The sequence below is a fragment of the Flavobacterium tructae genome (assembly GCF_001853485.1).
GTDB classification, from domain to species: domain Bacteria; phylum Bacteroidota; class Bacteroidia; order Flavobacteriales; family Flavobacteriaceae; genus Flavobacterium; species Flavobacterium tructae.
The window spans coordinates 202,705-221,244 of sequence record NZ_MIKE01000025.1; the positions used below are offsets into that span (position 1 = coordinate 202,705).

Annotated in this window: 16 protein-coding genes; 8 read left to right on the top strand and 8 right to left on the bottom strand. The window is 33.5% G+C overall.

The window, feature by feature from the left end; genetic code table 11:
• Nucleotides 1-5 precede the first annotated feature (5 nt).
• From BHE19_RS16950 to BHE19_RS16960, 3 genes are all read left to right on the top strand, one after another.
• A complete protein-coding gene (locus tag BHE19_RS16950) occupies nucleotides 6-479 on the top strand; it encodes a GNAT family N-acetyltransferase (protein WP_070908098.1) in 474 nt (157 codons plus the stop codon).
• 83 nt (nucleotides 480-562) lie between these two features.
• On the top strand, nucleotides 563-1,762 hold the full coding sequence (locus BHE19_RS16955) for an alanine dehydrogenase (protein ID WP_017497520.1): 1,200 nt from the start codon (nucleotides 563-565) through the stop codon (nucleotides 1,760-1,762).
• Between the two features lie 36 nt (nucleotides 1,763-1,798).
• Nucleotides 1,799-2,185: a DUF4258 domain-containing protein gene (locus BHE19_RS16960; protein WP_017497521.1), complete on the top strand. Its 387-nt coding sequence runs from the start codon at nucleotides 1,799-1,801 to the stop codon at nucleotides 2,183-2,185.
• 70 nt (nucleotides 2,186-2,255) lie between these two features.
• Here BHE19_RS16960 and BHE19_RS16965 read toward each other — a convergent pair whose 3' ends face one another.
• Nucleotides 2,256-2,927 (bottom strand): uracil-DNA glycosylase, encoded by a 672-nt coding sequence (locus tag BHE19_RS16965; RefSeq protein ID WP_070908099.1) that lies wholly within the window; start codon nucleotides 2,925-2,927, stop codon nucleotides 2,256-2,258.
• A gap of 110 nt (nucleotides 2,928-3,037) precedes the next feature.
• Between BHE19_RS16965 and BHE19_RS16970 the strand changes: the two genes are divergently transcribed.
• Together BHE19_RS16970 and BHE19_RS16975 are read left to right on the top strand one after the other, a co-directional pair.
• The gene (locus tag BHE19_RS16970) at nucleotides 3,038-5,203 is read left to right on the top strand and encodes an endonuclease MutS2 (RefSeq protein WP_070908100.1); all 2,166 of its coding nucleotides are present in this window, start codon (nucleotides 3,038-3,040) and stop codon (nucleotides 5,201-5,203) included.
• Between the two features lie 211 nt (nucleotides 5,204-5,414).
• Nucleotides 5,415-5,828 carry a thiol-disulfide oxidoreductase DCC family protein gene (locus tag BHE19_RS16975; protein ID WP_070908101.1) on the top strand — a complete coding sequence of 138 codons (414 nt, stop codon included), beginning with the start codon at nucleotides 5,415-5,417 and terminating at the stop codon, nucleotides 5,826-5,828.
• Between the two features lie 193 nt (nucleotides 5,829-6,021).
• Here the strand turns inward: BHE19_RS16975 and ettA are convergent, their stop codons facing one another.
• From ettA to holA, 4 genes are all read right to left on the bottom strand, one after another.
• Nucleotides 6,022-7,713: an energy-dependent translational throttle protein EttA gene (ettA, locus tag BHE19_RS16980; protein WP_026110094.1), complete on the bottom strand. Its 1,692-nt coding sequence runs from the start codon at nucleotides 7,711-7,713 to the stop codon at nucleotides 6,022-6,024.
• A 61-nt stretch (nucleotides 7,714-7,774) separates the two neighbouring features.
• Complete coding sequence (locus BHE19_RS16985) at nucleotides 7,775-7,957, bottom strand: CAL67264 family membrane protein (protein WP_017497526.1); 183 nt, start codon at nucleotides 7,955-7,957, stop codon at nucleotides 7,775-7,777.
• A gap of 69 nt (nucleotides 7,958-8,026) precedes the next feature.
• Entirely contained in the window at nucleotides 8,027-9,994 is a 1,968-nt protein-coding gene (locus BHE19_RS16990) for a hybrid sensor histidine kinase/response regulator (RefSeq protein WP_123923435.1), read from the bottom strand.
• Nucleotides 9,995-10,547: 553 nt separating this feature from the next.
• Nucleotides 10,548-11,552, bottom strand: a complete 1,005-nt coding sequence (gene holA, locus BHE19_RS16995) for a DNA polymerase III subunit delta (protein ID WP_070908103.1) — start codon at nucleotides 11,550-11,552, stop codon at nucleotides 10,548-10,550.
• A gap of 94 nt (nucleotides 11,553-11,646) precedes the next feature.
• Between holA and BHE19_RS17000 the strand changes: the two genes are divergently transcribed.
• The 3 genes from BHE19_RS17000 to BHE19_RS17010 are packed head-to-tail and all read left to right on the top strand — an operon-like array spanning nucleotide 11,647 to nucleotide 14,010.
• Nucleotides 11,647-12,093, top strand: coding sequence for a type I restriction enzyme HsdR N-terminal domain-containing protein (locus tag BHE19_RS17000; RefSeq protein ID WP_070908104.1), 447 nt, complete (start codon nucleotides 11,647-11,649; stop codon nucleotides 12,091-12,093).
• A 29-nt stretch (nucleotides 12,094-12,122) separates the two neighbouring features.
• The gene (locus BHE19_RS17005; RefSeq protein ID WP_070908105.1) at nucleotides 12,123-13,142 is read left to right on the top strand and encodes a glycosyltransferase family 2 protein; all 1,020 of its coding nucleotides are present in this window, start codon (nucleotides 12,123-12,125) and stop codon (nucleotides 13,140-13,142) included.
• A 34-nt stretch (nucleotides 13,143-13,176) separates the two neighbouring features.
• Nucleotides 13,177-14,010 (top strand): OmpA/MotB family protein, encoded by an 834-nt coding sequence (locus BHE19_RS17010; RefSeq protein ID WP_017497531.1) that lies wholly within the window; start codon nucleotides 13,177-13,179, stop codon nucleotides 14,008-14,010.
• Between the two features lie 224 nt (nucleotides 14,011-14,234).
• Here the strand turns inward: BHE19_RS17010 and BHE19_RS17015 are convergent, their stop codons facing one another.
• From BHE19_RS17015 to BHE19_RS17025, 3 genes are all read right to left on the bottom strand, one after another.
• A complete protein-coding gene (locus BHE19_RS17015; RefSeq protein ID WP_070908106.1) occupies nucleotides 14,235-15,281 on the bottom strand; it encodes a carboxypeptidase-like regulatory domain-containing protein in 1,047 nt (348 codons plus the stop codon).
• Nucleotides 15,282-15,361: 80 nt separating this feature from the next.
• Nucleotides 15,362-15,982 carry an L-threonylcarbamoyladenylate synthase gene (locus BHE19_RS17020; protein WP_017497532.1) on the bottom strand — a complete coding sequence of 207 codons (621 nt, stop codon included), beginning with the start codon at nucleotides 15,980-15,982 and terminating at the stop codon, nucleotides 15,362-15,364.
• Nucleotides 15,983-16,202: 220 nt separating this feature from the next.
• Complete coding sequence (locus BHE19_RS17025) at nucleotides 16,203-18,539, bottom strand: ATP-dependent helicase (protein ID WP_070908200.1); 2,337 nt, start codon at nucleotides 18,537-18,539, stop codon at nucleotides 16,203-16,205.
• Nucleotide 18,540: the final 1 nt, after the last annotated feature.

Genomic DNA, 18,540 nt, shown 5'->3' on the forward strand with positions numbered 1-18,540 from the left:
TAAAGATGAATGCCCAAAATACTGTAGAAATAATCTCTTTTTCAACTGATTTAAAAGAACACATTAAGATTCTAAATCTGGAATGGCTTAAAAAGTATTTTAAAGTAGAAGAAAAAGACGAATTGGTACTTTCTAACCCACAAGAAGAAATTATAGATAAAGGCGGACTAATCTTCTACGCCAGATATAACGGTGAAATTATTGGAACTGTTTCCTTAATGAAAGTTGATAACACTACCTTTGAATTGAGCAAAATGGCTGTTTCAGATCAGGCACAAGGTCTTGGAGTTGGAAACAAACTGTTAACACATTGCATGGCTGTTGCAAAAGAAAACAATATTAAAAAGCTGTTTTTGTATTCCAATCGCATATTACTTCCTGCGCTTCATTTGTACCAGAAATTTGGTTTTACTGAAGTTCCTTTAGGTGACGTCACTTACGAAAGAGCGGACATAAAAATGGAGAAAATTCTGTTGTAATTCTTAAACAACTATTAGCAGAATTTTTACATTGATTTTAAAACTTTTTACGTAATTTGTACTCTTAATTTTTTGCACAACCCATGTCAATTACCTTAACTCCATTTACGAAACAGCAATTGTTGCCACAAGAAGAAAAACTTGAAATTGGCCGATTCAAAAGTGAGCTTTTTATAGGAATTCCTAAAGAAACAAGTTATCAGGAACGTCGTATTTGTCTGACTCCGGATGCTGTTAGTGCGTTGACATATGAGGGACATAGAGTAATGATTGAATCAGGAGCCGGAGAAAGTTCCAGTTACACTGATAAAGAATACTCTGATGCAGGAGCTGAAGTAACAAATGACACAAAGAAAGTCTTTGGTTGCCCAATGCTTCTTAAAGTAGAACCTCCTACAACAGCCGAAATTGAAATGATTAATCCCGAAACCATCATAATTTCGGCCATTCAATTAAAAACTAAGAAGAAAGCATACTTTGAAGCTTTAGCACAGAAAAAAATAACGGCACTGGCTTTTGAATACATAAAAGACGAAGATGGCTCGTATCCTGCCGTAAAATCACTAAGTGAAATTGCAGGAACAGCTTCTATTCTTATTGCTGCCGAATTAATGATTACGGACGAGTTTGGAAAAGGTCTTTTGTTTGGTAATATTACCGGAGTCCCTCCTACTGATGTTGTTATTCTGGGTGCCGGAACCGTGGGTGAGTTTGCTGCAAAAACTGCCATAGGACTGGGTGCAAATGTGAAAGTTTTTGATAATTCAATTACCAAATTACGCCGTTTGCAAAACAGCCTTAACCAACGTATTTTTACTTCAACGGTACAGCAAAAAGCGCTGCTAAAGGCTTTAAGACGTTGTGACGTGGCGATTGGCGCCATGCGTGGTAAAGAGCGTTGCCCTATTATTGTTACGGAAACAATGGTTGAACACATGAAAAAAGGTGCTGTAATTGTAGATGTGAGTATTGATACCGGAGGTTGTTTTGAAACTTCGGAGGTTACCACTCACGAAAAACCGACCTTTATAAAAAGCAATGTGCTGCACTATTGTGTACCTAATATCCCTTCCAGATATTCTAAGACAGCTTCATTATCCATAAGTAATATCCTTACTCCTTATTTGCTTCAAATTGCAGAAGACGGTGGTCTGGAAAGTGCTATACGATGCAATAAAGGATTAAAAAACGGAATTTACATGTATCACGGAATCCTGACCAGTAAAGCAATTGGAGAATGGTTTGATTTACCGGACAACGATATTAATTTACTTGTATTTTAAAGGAACTTTAATGTACCTTTGCAAAAATTATATTTCATGAAGTTCGTACATCGTTTTGCATATTATTTGGTTGGTTTGGTTATGGGATGCTTTTTTGTAGCCCTTGTGTTCAGTGGAAAAGACACACGTTGCAATTACTTTCCAAACGCCAGAGTTTTAAATAATTTACGCACTAAGCCTTTTCAGTATTCCGAAAAAGCAATTCAGACTTTAAATGAAAAATGGGTTGACACCGCAGATATTAAAAGCACACTGACATTTGGTGATGTTGATTTTGACAAAAGCAATGTTCCTGTAAACAAAGGAAAACTTTATATAATCGAAGGAAAAACAGCTAAAAATCAAGAGATAATTTTAAAAGTAGTCAACTACGAGAACAAAGCTATTCTGGAAGAGATTATTAAAAAAGACACAAAAGAGTAAGTGTGTCATTTTAATAATTAGCAACAATCAGTTTTTGTTATAAAAGCTGATTTTAACTAGCTCTTCGTTTCTACAGCCAGTCGATTTCTTTGATTGCTTTGGATTTCAAAAAATCATTGGTTTTGCTAAAATGTTTGTTTCCGAACCATTTTCCCTGATTAGCACTCATAGGCGAAGGATGTCCGGATTCTAAAACACAATGTTTAGAACGATCAATTTTAGCGCCTTTTTTGTGAGCAAAGCTTCCCCATAACAGGAATACAACATTCTCTTTTTGATCCGAAATGGCTTGAATTACGGCGTCTGTAAACAAATTCCACTTCAAATGTTTATGACTATTTGGACTGTCTTTGCGAACTGTCAAGGAGGCATTTAAAAGTAAAACACCTTGTTTTGCCCACTTTTCAAGATTACCTGATGTTGGCATAAAGATTGAATCGAGATCGTCATTTAGTTCCCTGTAAATATTTCGCAGTGAAGGCGGAATTTTAACGGAATCATTTACAGAAAAACTCAATCCATTCGCCTCTCCTTCTCCATGATAAGGATCTTGTCCTATGATGACAACTTTTAAGTTTTGAAAAGTACAGGTATTAAAAGCAGAGAAAATCAATTCTTCAGGTGGATAACATGTATGTGTTTGATACTCAATTTCTAAAGTTTTCATGAGCTCAGAAAAATAAGTTTTTTGATTTTCATCTTTTAATACCGTTTCCCAATCAGGAGAAAGATTGATTTTCATTTTTTAAATTTTATCACAAATTAAGCAAAGTTTTTTTCAAAGTACTAATTAATAGTACTATTTCGTTTCAAAACTTTGTAACTTTGAACCTTTACAACTTACGATATATAATGATATCTATAACCGAAAAAACATTACAAGATTTACAATTTCCTACAGTACTCGAAACCATCTCAGCAGGCTGTAATACTGATATAGGAAAAGAAAAAGCTTTACAAATAACACCTTTTAGAGATCAGGAAACTTTGATGCAGGCTTTAATGCAAACATCAGAATATGTTTCCTCTTTTCAAAATAATAACGCCATTCCCAATCACGGGTTTGACGCCATAACTCACGAGATAAAGTTCCTGGCAATTGAAGATAGTTTTCTTGAAGTGGGAAGCTTTAGAAAAATTGCTACACTCTCTTCTACTTCAAACTTTTTACTAAATTTCCTTAAAAAGTTTGATGATTATTATCCAAATCTAAATGCTAGAGCTTCACGTGTTGAATACACAAAAGATATTGTGACCACTATTGATGCTATTGTGGACAAATATGGTGAAATAAAAGACAATGCTTCACCGGCTTTATTAAGCATTCGTCAGGGTATGAACCTGATTCGTGGTAAAGTAAACCAAAGTTTCGGAGTCGCTCTTACACAGTACAATAGTTTAGGTTATCTTGATGATATAAAAGAAAGTTTTGTGCAAAACCGAAGAGTTTTGGCGGTTTTAGCCATGTATCGACGAAAAGTTAAGGGCTCTATTTTAGGAAGTTCGAAAACCGGAAGTATTGCTTATATCGAACCTGAAGCTACATTAAAATATTCCAGAGAATTAGCCAATTTAGAATACGAAGAGAAGGAAGAAATTACCCGAATTTTGAAGCAATTATCCAATGCAATTCGTCCGTACTTGCCTTTATTAATTGAATATCAGGATTTTTTGAGTGATATTGACGTTGTTGCCGGAAAGGCAAAGTATGCGAATCGAATCAACGGAATCCTGCCTACTATTACAGAAGAAAGAAGGTTGTTTTTCAGAGAAGCGTATCATCCGATTTTATACCTGAACAACAAACAGAAAAACGAAGTTACTCATCCACAAACCATTGAACTAAAGCAAGATAATCGTATTATCGTGATTTCGGGACCTAATGCGGGTGGAAAAACAATTTCACTAAAAACAGTAGGTTTGTTACAATTAATGCTGCAATCCGGGATGCTTATTCCGGTTCATGAACGAAGCGAAACATTCTTGTTTGACAGGATTTTAACAGATATTGGAGATAATCAATCTATTGAAAATCACTTGAGTACATATAGTTACCGATTAAAGAACATGAACTACTTCCTGAAAAAATGCAACAAGAAGACTATGTTTCTAATTGATGAATTTGGTACAGGGTCTGATCCGGAATTAGGAGGTGCTTTGGCAGAAATATTCCTGGAAGAATTTTATCATCGTGAAGCTTTCGGAATTATAACGACTCATTATTCCAATCTAAAGATTTTGGCTAATGAATTGCCATATGCAACCAATGCCAACATGATGTTTGATGAAAAAACTTTAGAACCTATGTACAAACTGGCTTTAGGTCAGGCCGGAAGTTCATTTACTTTTGAAGTAGCTCTAAAAAACGGAATTCCTTTTGGATTGATTAATCGTGCTAAAAAGAAAATTGAAGTAGGTAAAGTTCGTTTTGATAAAACAATTGCTACCCTTCAGAAAGAGCGCTCCAAGCTTGAAAAAACTTCTCTTAATCTAAAAGAGGAAGAAACCAGGGCTCGTGAAGAAAGCAAAAAGATGGAAAACATCAACGTTAAGATCAAGCAAAAACTGGAAAGTTATCAGGAATTATACGATAGCAATCAGAAAACGATTTATATCGGTCAGAAAATTGAAGATATTTCAGAGAAATACTTTAACAACAAAAACAAAAAGGAACTTATTGGTGAATTTTTGAAAATAGTTGAGATTGAAAATTCAAAACGTAAAAAGGCGACTCCAAAAGAAACGAAAGCAATAATTGAAAAGAAAAAAGAAGTAATTGCTGAAATCACAGTTAAGGTAGAGGAAATTCGAAAAGAGAAAAAAGAAAAGAAACTTAAACCTGTAGTTGAAAAACCAAAACCAATTCTAAAAGTTGGTGATCGTGTAAGAATGCTCGACGGAAGATCTGTTGGAAGTATTGATGCTATCGAAAAAAATAAAGCAACAGTAAATTACGGCATTTTCACTTCGAAAGTCAGTTTAGATGAGTTGGAGTTGGTTGAAGCGGTTAAAAAATAATAAAACTTACGTTTTTCTTGGTGAAATTCAAAATAAAGCGATTTAAAGCGCTAATTCTTTAAAAACGAATAAGAAGGTCGTTATGTTTTAAAATTGCTGTAAAATTATTTTATTAAAGCTGTTTTTGATCTTCAAAAACTATTAAAACTAAAAAAGTAATAGATAATAGAAATAATTATATTATTCTATCAAAATACCATCTGTTTAAAAAATGATTGATTTACCCGCAAATAAAAAAATAGTTCTCTTCGATGGCATCTGCAATCTCTGCAACTCTGCCGTGCAATTTATAATCAAGCATGATAAAAAAGACATTTTTAGATTTGTGGCTTTGCAATCAGAATTAGGAATTTCGATTTGTAAACATTTGGGGATTAGTTATGCAAAAATGGACAGTATTCTATTATTCAATCCTGACTCTGCGTACTTTTACAAATCATCTGCAGTAATAGCTATTGCAAAAGAATTTGGTGGTCTTTGGAGATTATCAGAAATTTTCAGAATTGTTCCCATTTTTATCAGCGACCGTATTTATGATTATGTCGCCAAAAATAGATACAATTGGTATGGTAAAAAAGAAAGCTGCATGATTCCGACAGCGGAATTGAAAGCTAAGTTTCTTTAGAAAATTTCAATTTTTAAATTCCAAATACCAATTTGACGCAATATTATCATTGCGCAATATTTGTCATTTCGAGCAACGAGATATCACATTTGCAAATCGACAAAGATCGAAGAAATGTTATATGTAATAATAAAAAATCCCAAATTCACAATAACTGGAATTTGGGATTTTTTTATTGAAAGTTTAGATTTTACTATCTAATCAATTTTCTGTATTTCAGACGTTTTGGAGTTAAATCACCACCAAGACGTTTCTTTTTGTTTTCTTCATAATCAGAGAAACTTCCTTCAAAGAAATAAACTTCAGAGTCTCCCTCAAAAGCAAGAATGTGTGTACAGATTCTATCTAAGAACCATCTGTCGTGAGAAATAATTACAGCACAACCAGCGAAGTTTTCTAAACCTTCCTCAAGTGCACGAAGTGTATTTACGTCAAGGTCATTCGTAGGCTCATCCAGTAAAAGTACGTTTCCTTCTTCTTTCAAAGTCATTGCTAAGTGCAAACGGTTACGCTCTCCACCGGACAACATTGATACTTTTTTGTTTTGCTCACCACCTCCAAAATTGAAACGTGATAAATAAGCTCTTGAGTTTACCTGCTTACCTCCCATCATTACCAATTCCTGACCGTCAGCGAAATTTTCCCAAATTGATTTGTTTGGATCAATGTTAGAGTGTGACTGGTCAACGTAAGCAATTTTTACAGTTTCACCAACTGAAAATTCTCCACTATCAGTTTGTTGTTCTCCCATAATCATTTTGAAAATAGTCGACTTACCGGCACCGTTTGGCCCAATAATTCCAACAATTCCCGCCTGTGGTAAAGTAAAGTTCAAATTATCGTACAATAATTTATCCCCAAAAGCTTTTGCTACATTTTTGGCTTCAATCACATTGGTTCCTAAACGCGGACCGTTCGGGATATAGATTTCCAGATTCTCATCCAGTTGTTTTTGATCTTCATTCAATAATTTGTCGTAGTTCTGTAAACGGGCTTTTTGTTTCGTTTGACGACCTTTTGCTCCCTGACGAACCCACTCCAACTCGCGCTCTAAAGTTTTTCTTCTTTTAGAAGCTACTTTTTCTTCCTGAGCCATACGGTTTGATTTTTGATCCAACCATGAAGAATAATTTCCTTTCCATGGAATACCTTCACCTCTGTCTAACTCTAAAATCCAACCCGCAACATTGTCTAAGAAATATCTATCGTGCGTTACGGCAATTACAGTTCCGGAGTATTGTGCCAAATGTTGCTCTAACCAAAGAACACTCTCAGCATCAAGATGGTTGGTAGGCTCATCCAAAAGCAATACATCAGGCTGTTGCAGTAACAAACGACATAGTGCTACACGACGGCGCTCCCCTCCTGAAAGGTTTTTAATTGGTGTATCTCCTTCCGGTGTACGTAAGGCATCCATTGCAATTTCAAGTTTTGTATCAATTTCCCAGGCACCAAGAGCATCAATTTTGTCTTGCAAAGCTGCCTGACGATCCATCAACTTGTCCATTTTATCCTGATCTTCATAGTTTTCAGGAAGACCGAACAAATCATTAATCTGATTGTACTCTTCTAAAACTGCCATGGTTTCAGCTGCACCTTCACGAACAATTTCGATAACTGTTTTAGAATCATCAAGTATTGGTTCTTGCTCTAAGTAACCAACAGTATAACCCGGTTGAAAAACAACATCACCCTGGTAGTTTTTATCAACTCCTGCAATAATTTTTAAAAGTGAAGATTTTCCGGAACCATTAAGTCCCAAAATACCAATTTTTGCTCCATAGAAGAAACTCAAATAAATATTTTTAAGAACTGGCTTGTCTGCTCCCTGATAGGTTTTACTCAATTTTTGCATTGAGAAAATTACTTTCTTATCGTCTGACATTTGATTTATTTTTATGTTTATTTTTTTTGTGATTCTTTAGAGAAATCTACTTAGATATATTTTAAACTCTTCCTTTCAAAGCGTTAAAAACCCAGGCGTTTGCAATAAAACCAACTCCGGTTGCAGCAAATCCCCAGCCAGAAACGTCTCTGTATCTAAAAGCGCCAAGACCTATAAGTAACAAACCCATAAGTACCATTATAAAAGTAGCCCATCCCAGGATGGTATTTTTATTCATTCCCATAATTGCTTTATTAGTATTTTAAAAGTAGTAATTTTTTAGAGATGCAAATATCGTGAATTTCCATAGATCTTAAAGTGTTTTTTGTACAACATATTTTAAAATTGTTTCATACAAAATATCTGGATCAACCGGCTTATCAAGTTTTTCTAAAATTTTAGCCCTTTGAAAATCATCGTTACCTATGTTTTCGCAAATGGCCGTTAAAGCTACGATTGGTATTTCAGGTTTTAAATTACTAATAATTGCCGATGCCTCAAAACCGTCCATAACGGGCATCATAATATCCATCAATATTATTGCATAATTTTTAGCTTTAACTTTCTCAACTGCTTCAAGTCCATTATTAGCGACATCACATTTAAAACCTTTATTGATTAAAATTTTCTTAGCGATCAGCTGATTCATTTTATTATCCTCAACTAATAAAATCTCGATATCTGTAAGTTGTTCAATTTGTCTTTCAACATTATTAAAAACAATTTCATGATGGTTTTCTTTAGAAATTTCAAAATCAATTACAAACGAAAAAGTAGTTCCATCGCCTTTTTTAGATTTAACTTTTATCTGGCTTCCAAAAAGTTCTAACGTTCTTTTTATAATGGACAACCCCAGACCACTTCCGCCGTAATTACTATTGATCTCAGTCGATTCCTGTATGAATGGTTCAAATATTTTGCTTTGTACATCTTCTGAAATTCCAATTCCCGTGTCAGAAACTTCAAATTTAATGCTTTCTTTACCATTAGCAGAATCAATTAATTTTGCTTTTAAAGTTATTTCGCCATTTTTAGTAAATTTCGCAGCATTCGTCATCAACTCCATAATTACCTGAGTAAATCTTATTTCGTCACACTTTAACATATGTGAAATTTTATCATCAAAATCAAGTACGATTCTATTCTGGTTCAGATTATTGATTCTAAACATTTCAATGATGGAGTTTAATATTATTTCCAGGTTAATGTCTTTGTATTCTAAGCTAACAGTATCATGACGTTTTAAATTTTTAAAATCTACCATATTATTGATAAAGCCCAGAAGATAATCTGAAGAAAAATTTAAATTTTTAATATAATCTTCCTTTAGAAGTTCCGATTTTTCACTTTTAAGCAAATATGCTGTTCCTTTAATTGTATTTAAAGGAGTTTTCAATTCATGCGTTACCACATCAAGAAAAGTATCTTTTATTTTTGATGCCTCATTCAACTCTCTGTTTATTTTTTTTAACTCTAAGTTTTTCTTCTGTAGAATTAAATTGACCTTCATTTTATATTTAGATGCTCTAAATTGAATTATAAACAGAACTGTCAATATCAGAACAATCAACAATGCAAAAATCAGCAAATAATTTTTATAAGATTCACTTACGCTTTCAAGTCTCGCTTCATTAATTTTCCCTTTATTCTCAATATTTTTTATTTTTAAAGTATTATTTAGCTTGTTTGATTTTTGAACAAGCCTCATTTTATACTGATTGAGTTTAACATATTCAGACACTGAAATTTGGTACAACTTTGCCGCAGTTTCCAGGTCTCCTATATTGTAATAATACATTGCTTTTAATTCATTCAGCTTAGCTCCATAAGGAAACCTTCCGTCTTTAGTATTCGTTTTCGTTTCTTCTGCAAGTGTCAGATATTTGTATACGCTGTCATTTTCTTTTAAATGGTAATAATCTTCAGAAATGAAGAGATATAAATTTGGTATCTTGAAATTGTTCTTCTCGAATGTATTGCTTTTCTTAATGTTTTCAAGCGAAGTCATCGCAAAATCAATAGATTTCTTATAATCTTTAGAGGTTTTATAATAAACGGAGAGGTTGTAGTTTATATTTATATTATCCTCATAGTTGCCATATTTTTTTATTAATCTTTGCGCTTTCAAATCATACTCATGCGACAATGCCTTACTGCCTTCATAATATCTCAGATCACCAAGAGATTCATGCAGTAGGGCTAACTCACGCTTGTTATTGTATTTCTTTAAGATTTGAAAATTTTCAAGAAGATAAGCATTTGGGGTTCCAAAACTTCGCAAATAGGAAATCAGTTTAATACTCTCTCTGTGAAAGAACAAAAGATTTGCCGTGTCTTTTTTTGTTTTCAGATAAGCTTTTGTTTTATTTAAGATTTTAAGTCCTAAAAGATGATTTTCAACATTCTCTGTTTGGATTAACTTTTTTATACTATCAATCTTTGACAGAATAATGTCTGAGTTTGTTTTTGAGAAAATCTGAGACTGCGAATGACTCTTAAAACCAATTAAAAGACAAACAAATAGCGCAAGAATAGTCCTTATTCTTGAAATGCGTAAATTTAAAGTAGATGGGGCCACCGAAATTTTTTATATAAATTATTCAGGTAATATAGTAAATTTAGATTGTTTTTACCAAAATTTTAATACATTATATACTACTATTATGACAAATTATTCCTGTAGCCATATTAATTTTATGTATTTAGTAAATGAAAAACTAAATATTCCTTGTCAGTAGCGATTTTAAAAATCAAAATTTAAAGTGATTAAATTAGGGCATATTGATACATTAATTACACATGAAAGTATTTATAACAAGTTAATACTAAATCACTTAATTGAATATCTTATATAACATTTCTTTTAATAAATCGGATTGTGGTAATGCATTGGCTCCTACTCCTTTGCTTTTAATGTCAACATCACGCAGTGCGCCTACAATCTGGCTCACTTTTCGCATCGGATAGTTTTTTATTGCTAAATCATACTCTTTTAAAAAATAGGGATTGACCCCAATGGCTGCTGCAACATTTTTAGGATTTTTATCTTTAAGTCCATGGTATTTTAAAAGTTGAACAAAGAAACCGAATACTAATCCCGTCGTCATTACTAGTGGATATTCTTTAGGATTGTGGGCGAAATTCTCCGCAATCTTATAGGCCTTCAACTGGTTTCGTTCGCCTATCGCTTTTCGCAATTCAAAAACATTATAATCTTTGCTGAAACCGATATTTTCTTCGATATGCTGGGGCGTAATAACGGTTCCCTGTGGCAGAATGATTTGTAATTTTTCTAATTCATTATTAATCTTACTCAAATCGGTACCCAAAAATTCTACCAGCATTGCATTGGCTTTTGGGTCAATTGTATATTTCTTTCCGGCAAGCACACGTTTGATCCAGTCACCAACCTGATTTTCGTATAATTTCTTACTTTCATATACAATTCCTTTCTGAGCCAGTAATTTGGTTACTTTTTTTCGTTTGTCCAGCGTTTTGTATTTGTAACAAAAAACCAACACGGTTGTTTCCATCGGATTACCCACATAAGACTCTATTTTATCAATTGTTCTCGATAAATCCTGTGCTTCTTTGACAATAACAACTTGACGATCAGCCATCATAGGATAGCGCTTGGCCGTTGCTACAATATCTTCAACCGATACATCTCTTCCGTATAAAACGGTCTGATTGAATCCCTTTTCTTCCTCAGCGAGCACATTCTGTTCAATATACTCCGATAATTTATCAATATAATACGGCTCTTCGCCCATTAAAAAATAGATCGGTTTTATATTTCCGGCTTTTATGTCATTAACAATTTTTACAACTTCGTCCATTAAAAATTTTGTTTCAAGTTTAAAGTTTCAGGTTAACGTTTCAATAACCTGAAACTTTAACCTGAAACCTGAAACTATTTTATATTTTTGCTTTATGCTTAAACTTAATTTCCCAACCTATACTTTCCGATTCAAAAATAGCGAAAATAAAGTGTCTATTTTTGATGAAATCAGGAAAAAATTTATCATTCTTACTCCGGAAGAATGGGTTCGCCAACATGTAGTTCAGTTTTTAATGATTGAGAAAAAGTACCCTAAATCACTTATAAATGTTGAAAAAGTTCTTACTGTCAATGGTTTAAGAAAGAGGTATGATGTGGTAGTCTTCAATTCTGATGGCTCTATACATATATTGGTAGAATGCAAAGCGCCCGAAGTTAAAATCTCTCAGGCAACTTTTGATCAGATTGCCCGTTATAACATGACAATGCAGGCACGGTTTTTGAATGTCACAAACGGACTGAATCATTTTTACTGTCAGATGGATTTTGAGAATGAAAAATATCAGTTTTTAAGAAGCTTACCCGATTATAAAGAATAGAATAATATTAAAATAAATAAGAATTACTTTTGGATAAAATAGCTGTTGTAATTTTAAACTGGAATGGCGTAAAATTGTTAGAGCAATTTTTACCTTCTGTTATCCGATTTTCTGAGGGTGCTCAAATTTATGTTGCTGACAATGCTTCAACGGATCATTCTATAGACTTTGTTAAAAATAATTTCCCTTCCATAAAAATAGTTCAAAACAATGGCAATCATGGCTTTGCTAAAGGTTACAATGATGCTTTGCAACATATTGATGCTGAGATTTATGCTTTAGTAAATTCAGATATTGAAGTTGCTGAGAACTGGCTTAATCCTATCCTTGAAACTTTTGAAAATGAAAAACTAACCGCAATCATTCAGCCAAAAATTCTGGACTATAAAAATAAGGAATACTTTGAATATGCAGGTGCGGCCGGTGGTTTCATTGATAAGTATGGATTCCCATTTTGTCGTGGTCGCATTTTTGATACGATAGAGAAAGATAATGGGCAGTATGATGATAATTGCGAATTGTTTTGGGCTTCCGGAGCTTGTTTCTTCATCAGAAGTGAAGTTTACCACGAACTCGGAGGTTTTGACGAGACCTTTTTTGCTCATCAGGAAGAAATTGATTTGTGCTGGCGTGCTGCAAATGAAGGACACGTGATTAAGTATGTCTCCGGTTCCACTGTTTATCATGTTGGAGGTGCAACTTTACAGCAAGGAAATCCAAGAAAAACTTTCTTGAATTTTAGAAATTCATTATTAATGCTTGTTAAGAATTTACCTAAAAAGAGACTATTCTTCGTGATTTTCTTCCGAATGGTTCTGGACGGAATAGCGGGTATTCGTTTCCTTACTCAGGGAAAATTTGGCCATACTTATGCTATCCTGAAAGCTCATTTCTCTTTTTATTGCATATCTTTAAAGTACCTTAAAAAGCGTAAAGATTTCCAGATACAGGAATACTATATGGTTAAAAGTATCGTTTACTTGTATTACCTGAAGAAATTACAGGTATTTAAAGAAATCTTTAACATTAATCAAAATATTAAGAACTAAATTTGTAATCAACGTTTAATTAAATATAATACCTATGAGAAAAATAGTTATCGCACTATCAGTACTAATGGCCTTAACTTCGTGTGTATCGAAGAAGCAATATGCTGCTTTAGAAGCTAAGAACAAAGAGATACAAGATTTATTAAACTCTTGCACAGTTAAATTAAATACTTGTTTGGAAGAAAAAGCAGGATTAGCAGCAACTGCTGAAAGCTATAAGCAACACAATCAGGATTTAATCAGTACTTCTAAAGACTTAACTGTTTTAACTACTAAAGGAGCTGAAAATCTTGAGAAATCTTTAGAAAGTTTAAAAGAAAAAGATTTAAAAATATCTAGACTTCAGGATGCATTAACTAAGAAAGACAGTGTAACTTTAGCTTTAGTTACAAGCTTAAAAGGAGCTGTTGGAATCAATGATCCGGATATCGAAATCAACGTAGAAAAAGGAGTTGTATTTATTTCTATCGCTGATAAATTATTATTCAAAAGTGGAAGTTATGACGTAAGCGACAAAGCAAAATCTGTTTTGGCTAAAGTTGCAAAAGTAGTAAACGACAAACCTGATTTTGAGTGTATGGTTGAAGGTCACACAGATGACGTTCCTTACAAAAGCAATGGAATTATCTTAGACAACTGGGATTTAAGTGTTAAACGTTCTACTTCAATCGTTCGTGTATTAAGCAATGAACTTGGTGTAAACCCTGCTAAATTAATCGCTGCCGGTAGAAGTTCTTATGTACCATTAGTTGCTAATGATAGTGCTGAGAATAAAGCCCGTAACAGAAGAACTCGTATTGTAGTTATGCCAAAAATCGATCAATTCTACGATATGATTGAAAAAGAAATGAAGAAACAAGCGAAATAATCTCGTTTTTACATACTTTATTAAACAGAAAAAGCAGGTCAATTGACCTGCTTTTATGTATTCTTAATTTTTTAATAACCAATTAAATATAAATCAAGAATAGCATTATTTTTAAATTAACTAACTAAATTTTAACAAATCTAAAGTTAGTCAATTATTTTAGATAATTATATCATTTAAGTTTTTTTTTACAAATAGCCTTTCAAAGGGCTTTTTTTTTTGTTTTATAACGATTCTATACCATAATTTAACGGTAGCATATCCGCAACTTTCTTTTCTGTAATTTTCCCTAAGAAAAGGATACTGTCAATATTTGAGTTGTTTCCATATTTATAAATATAGAACGAATTTGTCTGAAAAACTATTTTGGATGTTTCGGTATTGTTGTATATGAGATTGTATGAAGCTACAATATTTTGCAGATTCTCTTCATTTTTACTTTCTCCTTTTGGCTGGCGTAAAACTTCAACTTTTACAGAATCATTTTCATTAGTAATTTTAAAACGTTTAGTGGAATCTAAACTATTAGAATCATTTGTTAATAAAAATTTATCTGAACCCCAGTTATTGCTTGCAAAATTCCTAAAAAACTGCAGTTGTGATCCTTCAAAAGCTTTCTCTCTTCGTCCTAGTATTTCTGAAGAATGTTCAATCTCGATAAATCGACTTACCCCTTGATAAAAATTATTTACTACATCTTTAGAATCGATACTTATTTTATTAAAAGTAATTTCAAAACCTACTAATTCATAATCAATTCTATATCCCAATGAAGTATTTACAATTGACAAAGGTTTATCCGATGAAGCTATTAAAAGCAACTTCTTTTTATCGTATTTAAAATGAATATCGTCTTCATTTTTTATTATAGTGGATTTTGCATTTTTTGTTGTACCTAAAAAGTATTCCTTAAACAATTTTAACTTTTGCTTACGCGTAAATAAATCGTTCTTGTTTATCACAACTTCTCTAAGTTCATTTTTTGAAATTTTCATTTTTATATCTAAGGACTTGCTTGCATCGATACTTGTAAGGTACTCTCTTTCATATCCTACAAAACTTATAACTAAGATTCCATTAGAATTAGGCTCATATTGCAAGGCGTAATTTCCATTTGAGTCTGAAATAGTTGAAATTGTAGTTCCGTCAAAATAAACATTCACACCTTCTAAAGGGATGTTGTCTTTTCCTGTAATCCTGCCTCTAAGGGTATTTTGTGAAATTATACTGATTGAAACAAATAAGAAAAAAAATAAAAAGGGGGTTTTCATAAAATAATAAAGGTTTGATTAATTTTTAGCTAATTAATCAAACCTTTTTATATAATCCTATAAAATTATCACTTTTTATCTTACAAAATATCAAGATCACCTTTTCCTTCTCTCACCACTACCGGTTCATGTTCTGATAAATCAATAATTGTAGAACCTACGTTATCACCGTATCCGCCATCAATAACCAAATCGACCAAATTTTGCCATTTTTCAAAGATCAGTTCAGGATCTGTGGTGTACTCAATTACGTCATCTTCATCACGAATAGAGGTTGATACCACCGGATTTCCCAGCTGACGAACAATTTCAAGAATAATATTATTATCTGGCACACGAATACCTACCGTTGTTTTCTTTTTGAACTCTTTAGGAAGATTATTGTTTCCAGGCAGAATAAAAGTATATGGTCCCGGTAATGCTCTTTTAAGAATTTTAAACGTTGATGTATCAATCTGGCGCACATAGTCCGATAAATTACTTAAATCGTGACAAATGAACGAGAAATTTGCTTTCTCTAATTTGACGCCTTTTATTTTTGCAATTTTCTCTAAAGCACGCGAATTGGTAATATCACAACCTAAACCATAAACCGTATCAGTTGGGTAAATCACCAAACCACCGCTCTGGAGTACTTTTACCACTTTGGCTATTGCAGCTTCACTGGGTTTGTCCGAATATATTTTTATGAACTCAGCCATTTTTTTAGAATAAAGAAGTTAGATTATAGAACAAAGACTGATCTTTAGTTCTTTTTAAATTTTTAAAATAAACAACAACATTACAATTACAATAGATTTAGAGAATCTTTATCCTTTTGAAAAGTAATGAAAAATTGAGAGCGTTGAAAATCAAATCCAGTTATAAAAAATTAAATTTCTTTAAAAATCTATTTTCTATCCTCTTTTCTCTACACTCTTTCTACCCTACAACATCTAATTTAGCAAATCTTAACAACAATTTCTTGATTCCGCCTACTTCAAATTTTATTTCAGCTTTTTTATCAGCACCAACACCTTCCATGTTGACGATTTCACCTTTCCCAAAACGTTCGTGCATCACAATATTTCCAATGGTGAGCTTATTATCAAACAAATTGGCAGCTCCATTGTTTGGACTGGTACCGGTAACGGGTTTTAATTTTCGAATATTCAAATCCGATTTTGGCTCGTTGGCTGTAACATGTTTAGGGGGTGTACTTCCTACAGGTTTCACCAATCGCAGTTTCGACTTATCGATATCTCCAAAAATATCTCCATCAATTGGAGATTTGTAGCGATAGTTGGTTTCGGCTGGTGTTAAATATTCCAGGTACTGCCCGTCAATTTCTTCAATAAAACGAGATGGTTCACTGTCGGTCAGTTTTCCCCAACGGTAACGTGACTGCGCATAGGTCAAATAAGCCTGATGTTCAGCACGAGTAAGCGCTACATAAAATAAACGACGTTCTTCTTCCAATTCACTTCGCGTACTCATACTCATCGCACTTGGGAACAAATCTTCCTCCATTCCTACTACAAAAACGTGGGGGAATTCAAGTCCTTTAGCAAGGTGAATCGTCATTAACGCCACACGATCTTCATCAGAAGTATCTTTATCTAAATCTGTAGCCAATGCCACATCTTCCATAAACTCAGACAAAGCTCCTCTTGCACCATCAACCTCTTTTTGTCCTTCAGTAAAATCTTTTAAACCATTTAAAAGCTCTTCAATATTTTGAATTTTAGCCATTCCTTCCGGTGTGGCATCTTTCTTTAATTCCTGAACAAGTCCTGTTTTCTTAGCAACATGATCTGTAACATAAAAAGCATCCTGATTTTGATCGATGACCTGAAAACTCTGAATCATCGTAACAAAATCTCTGATTTTGTTCTTTGTTCCGGCATTTAATTTTAGATCGATTTTATCAATATTAACCATTACTTCCCAAATCGAACGTTTGTAATGATTTGCCGCAATCGTAAGTTTTTCAACGGTTGTATCTCCAATTCCGCGTGCCGGATAATTGATTACACGAATCAATGCCTCTTCGTCTTTCGGATTGATTACCAAACGAAGGTAACACAAGACATCTTTAATTTCTTTGCGCTGATAAAAGGATAAGCCGCCGTAAATTCGATACGGAATATCTCGTTTACGAAGTGCATCCTCCATCGCACGTGACTGTGCATTGGTGCGGTACAAGATTGCAAACGAACCATTATGTAGTTGGTTTTGCATCTTTTGTTCAAAAATCGTACTGGCTACAAAACGTCCTTCTTCGGCATCTGTTAAACTTCTGTGGACTTTAATTTTTCCGCCAAAATCATTTGCTGTCCAAACTACTTTATCAAGTTTGGTTTTATTATGTTCCATCACCGTATTTGCTGCTTCCACTATATTTCGGGTGGAACGGTAGTTTTGCTCTAAACGAAACATGATTACGCCTTCGTAATCTTTCTGGAAGTTCAGAATATTATTGATATTCGCTCCACGGAAAGCATAAATACTCTGAGCATCGTCTCCAACCACACAAATATTCTGAAATTTATCAGATAACGCTCTTACGATCAAGTATTGAGAGTGGTTCGTATCCTGATACTCATCCACCAGAATATAACGAAAACGGTTTTGATATTTTGCTAAAACTTCTGGAAATCTGGTCAATAACTCATTTGTTTTCAATAGCAAATCATCAAAATCCATAGCGCCGGCCTTAAAACAGCGCTCAACGTATTGCTGATAAATTTCTCCTAAACGCGGTCTTTTTGCCATGGCATCGGCTTCAACCAATTCAGGATTATTGAAATAGGCTTTAACTGTAATCAGACTGTTTTTGTAATTTGATATACGACCTAAAATCTGTTTTGGTTTATAAATATCCCTATCCAGCTGCATTTCTTTTATAATAGAAGAAATCAGTCGGGCAGAATCCTGAGAGTCATAAATCGTAAAATTAGAAGGATACCCCAGATGGTCTGATTCTGCACGAAGAATACGTGCGAAAATCGAGTGAAAAGTTCCCATCCAGAGGTTTTTTGCTTCAGAAGCTCCCACAATATCTGAGATCCTGTGCTTCATCTCACGGGCTGCTTTATTGGTAAAAGTAAGCGACAAGATATTGAAAGCATCAATACCCTGAGCCATTAAATAGGCAATTCTAATTGTTAAAACACGGGTTTTTCCCGAACCTGCACCAGCAATAATAATCATTGGCCCGTCTTTTTTCAAAACAGGCTGTCGTTGCGCTTCATTGAGCTGGTCAATGTACTTTTGCATG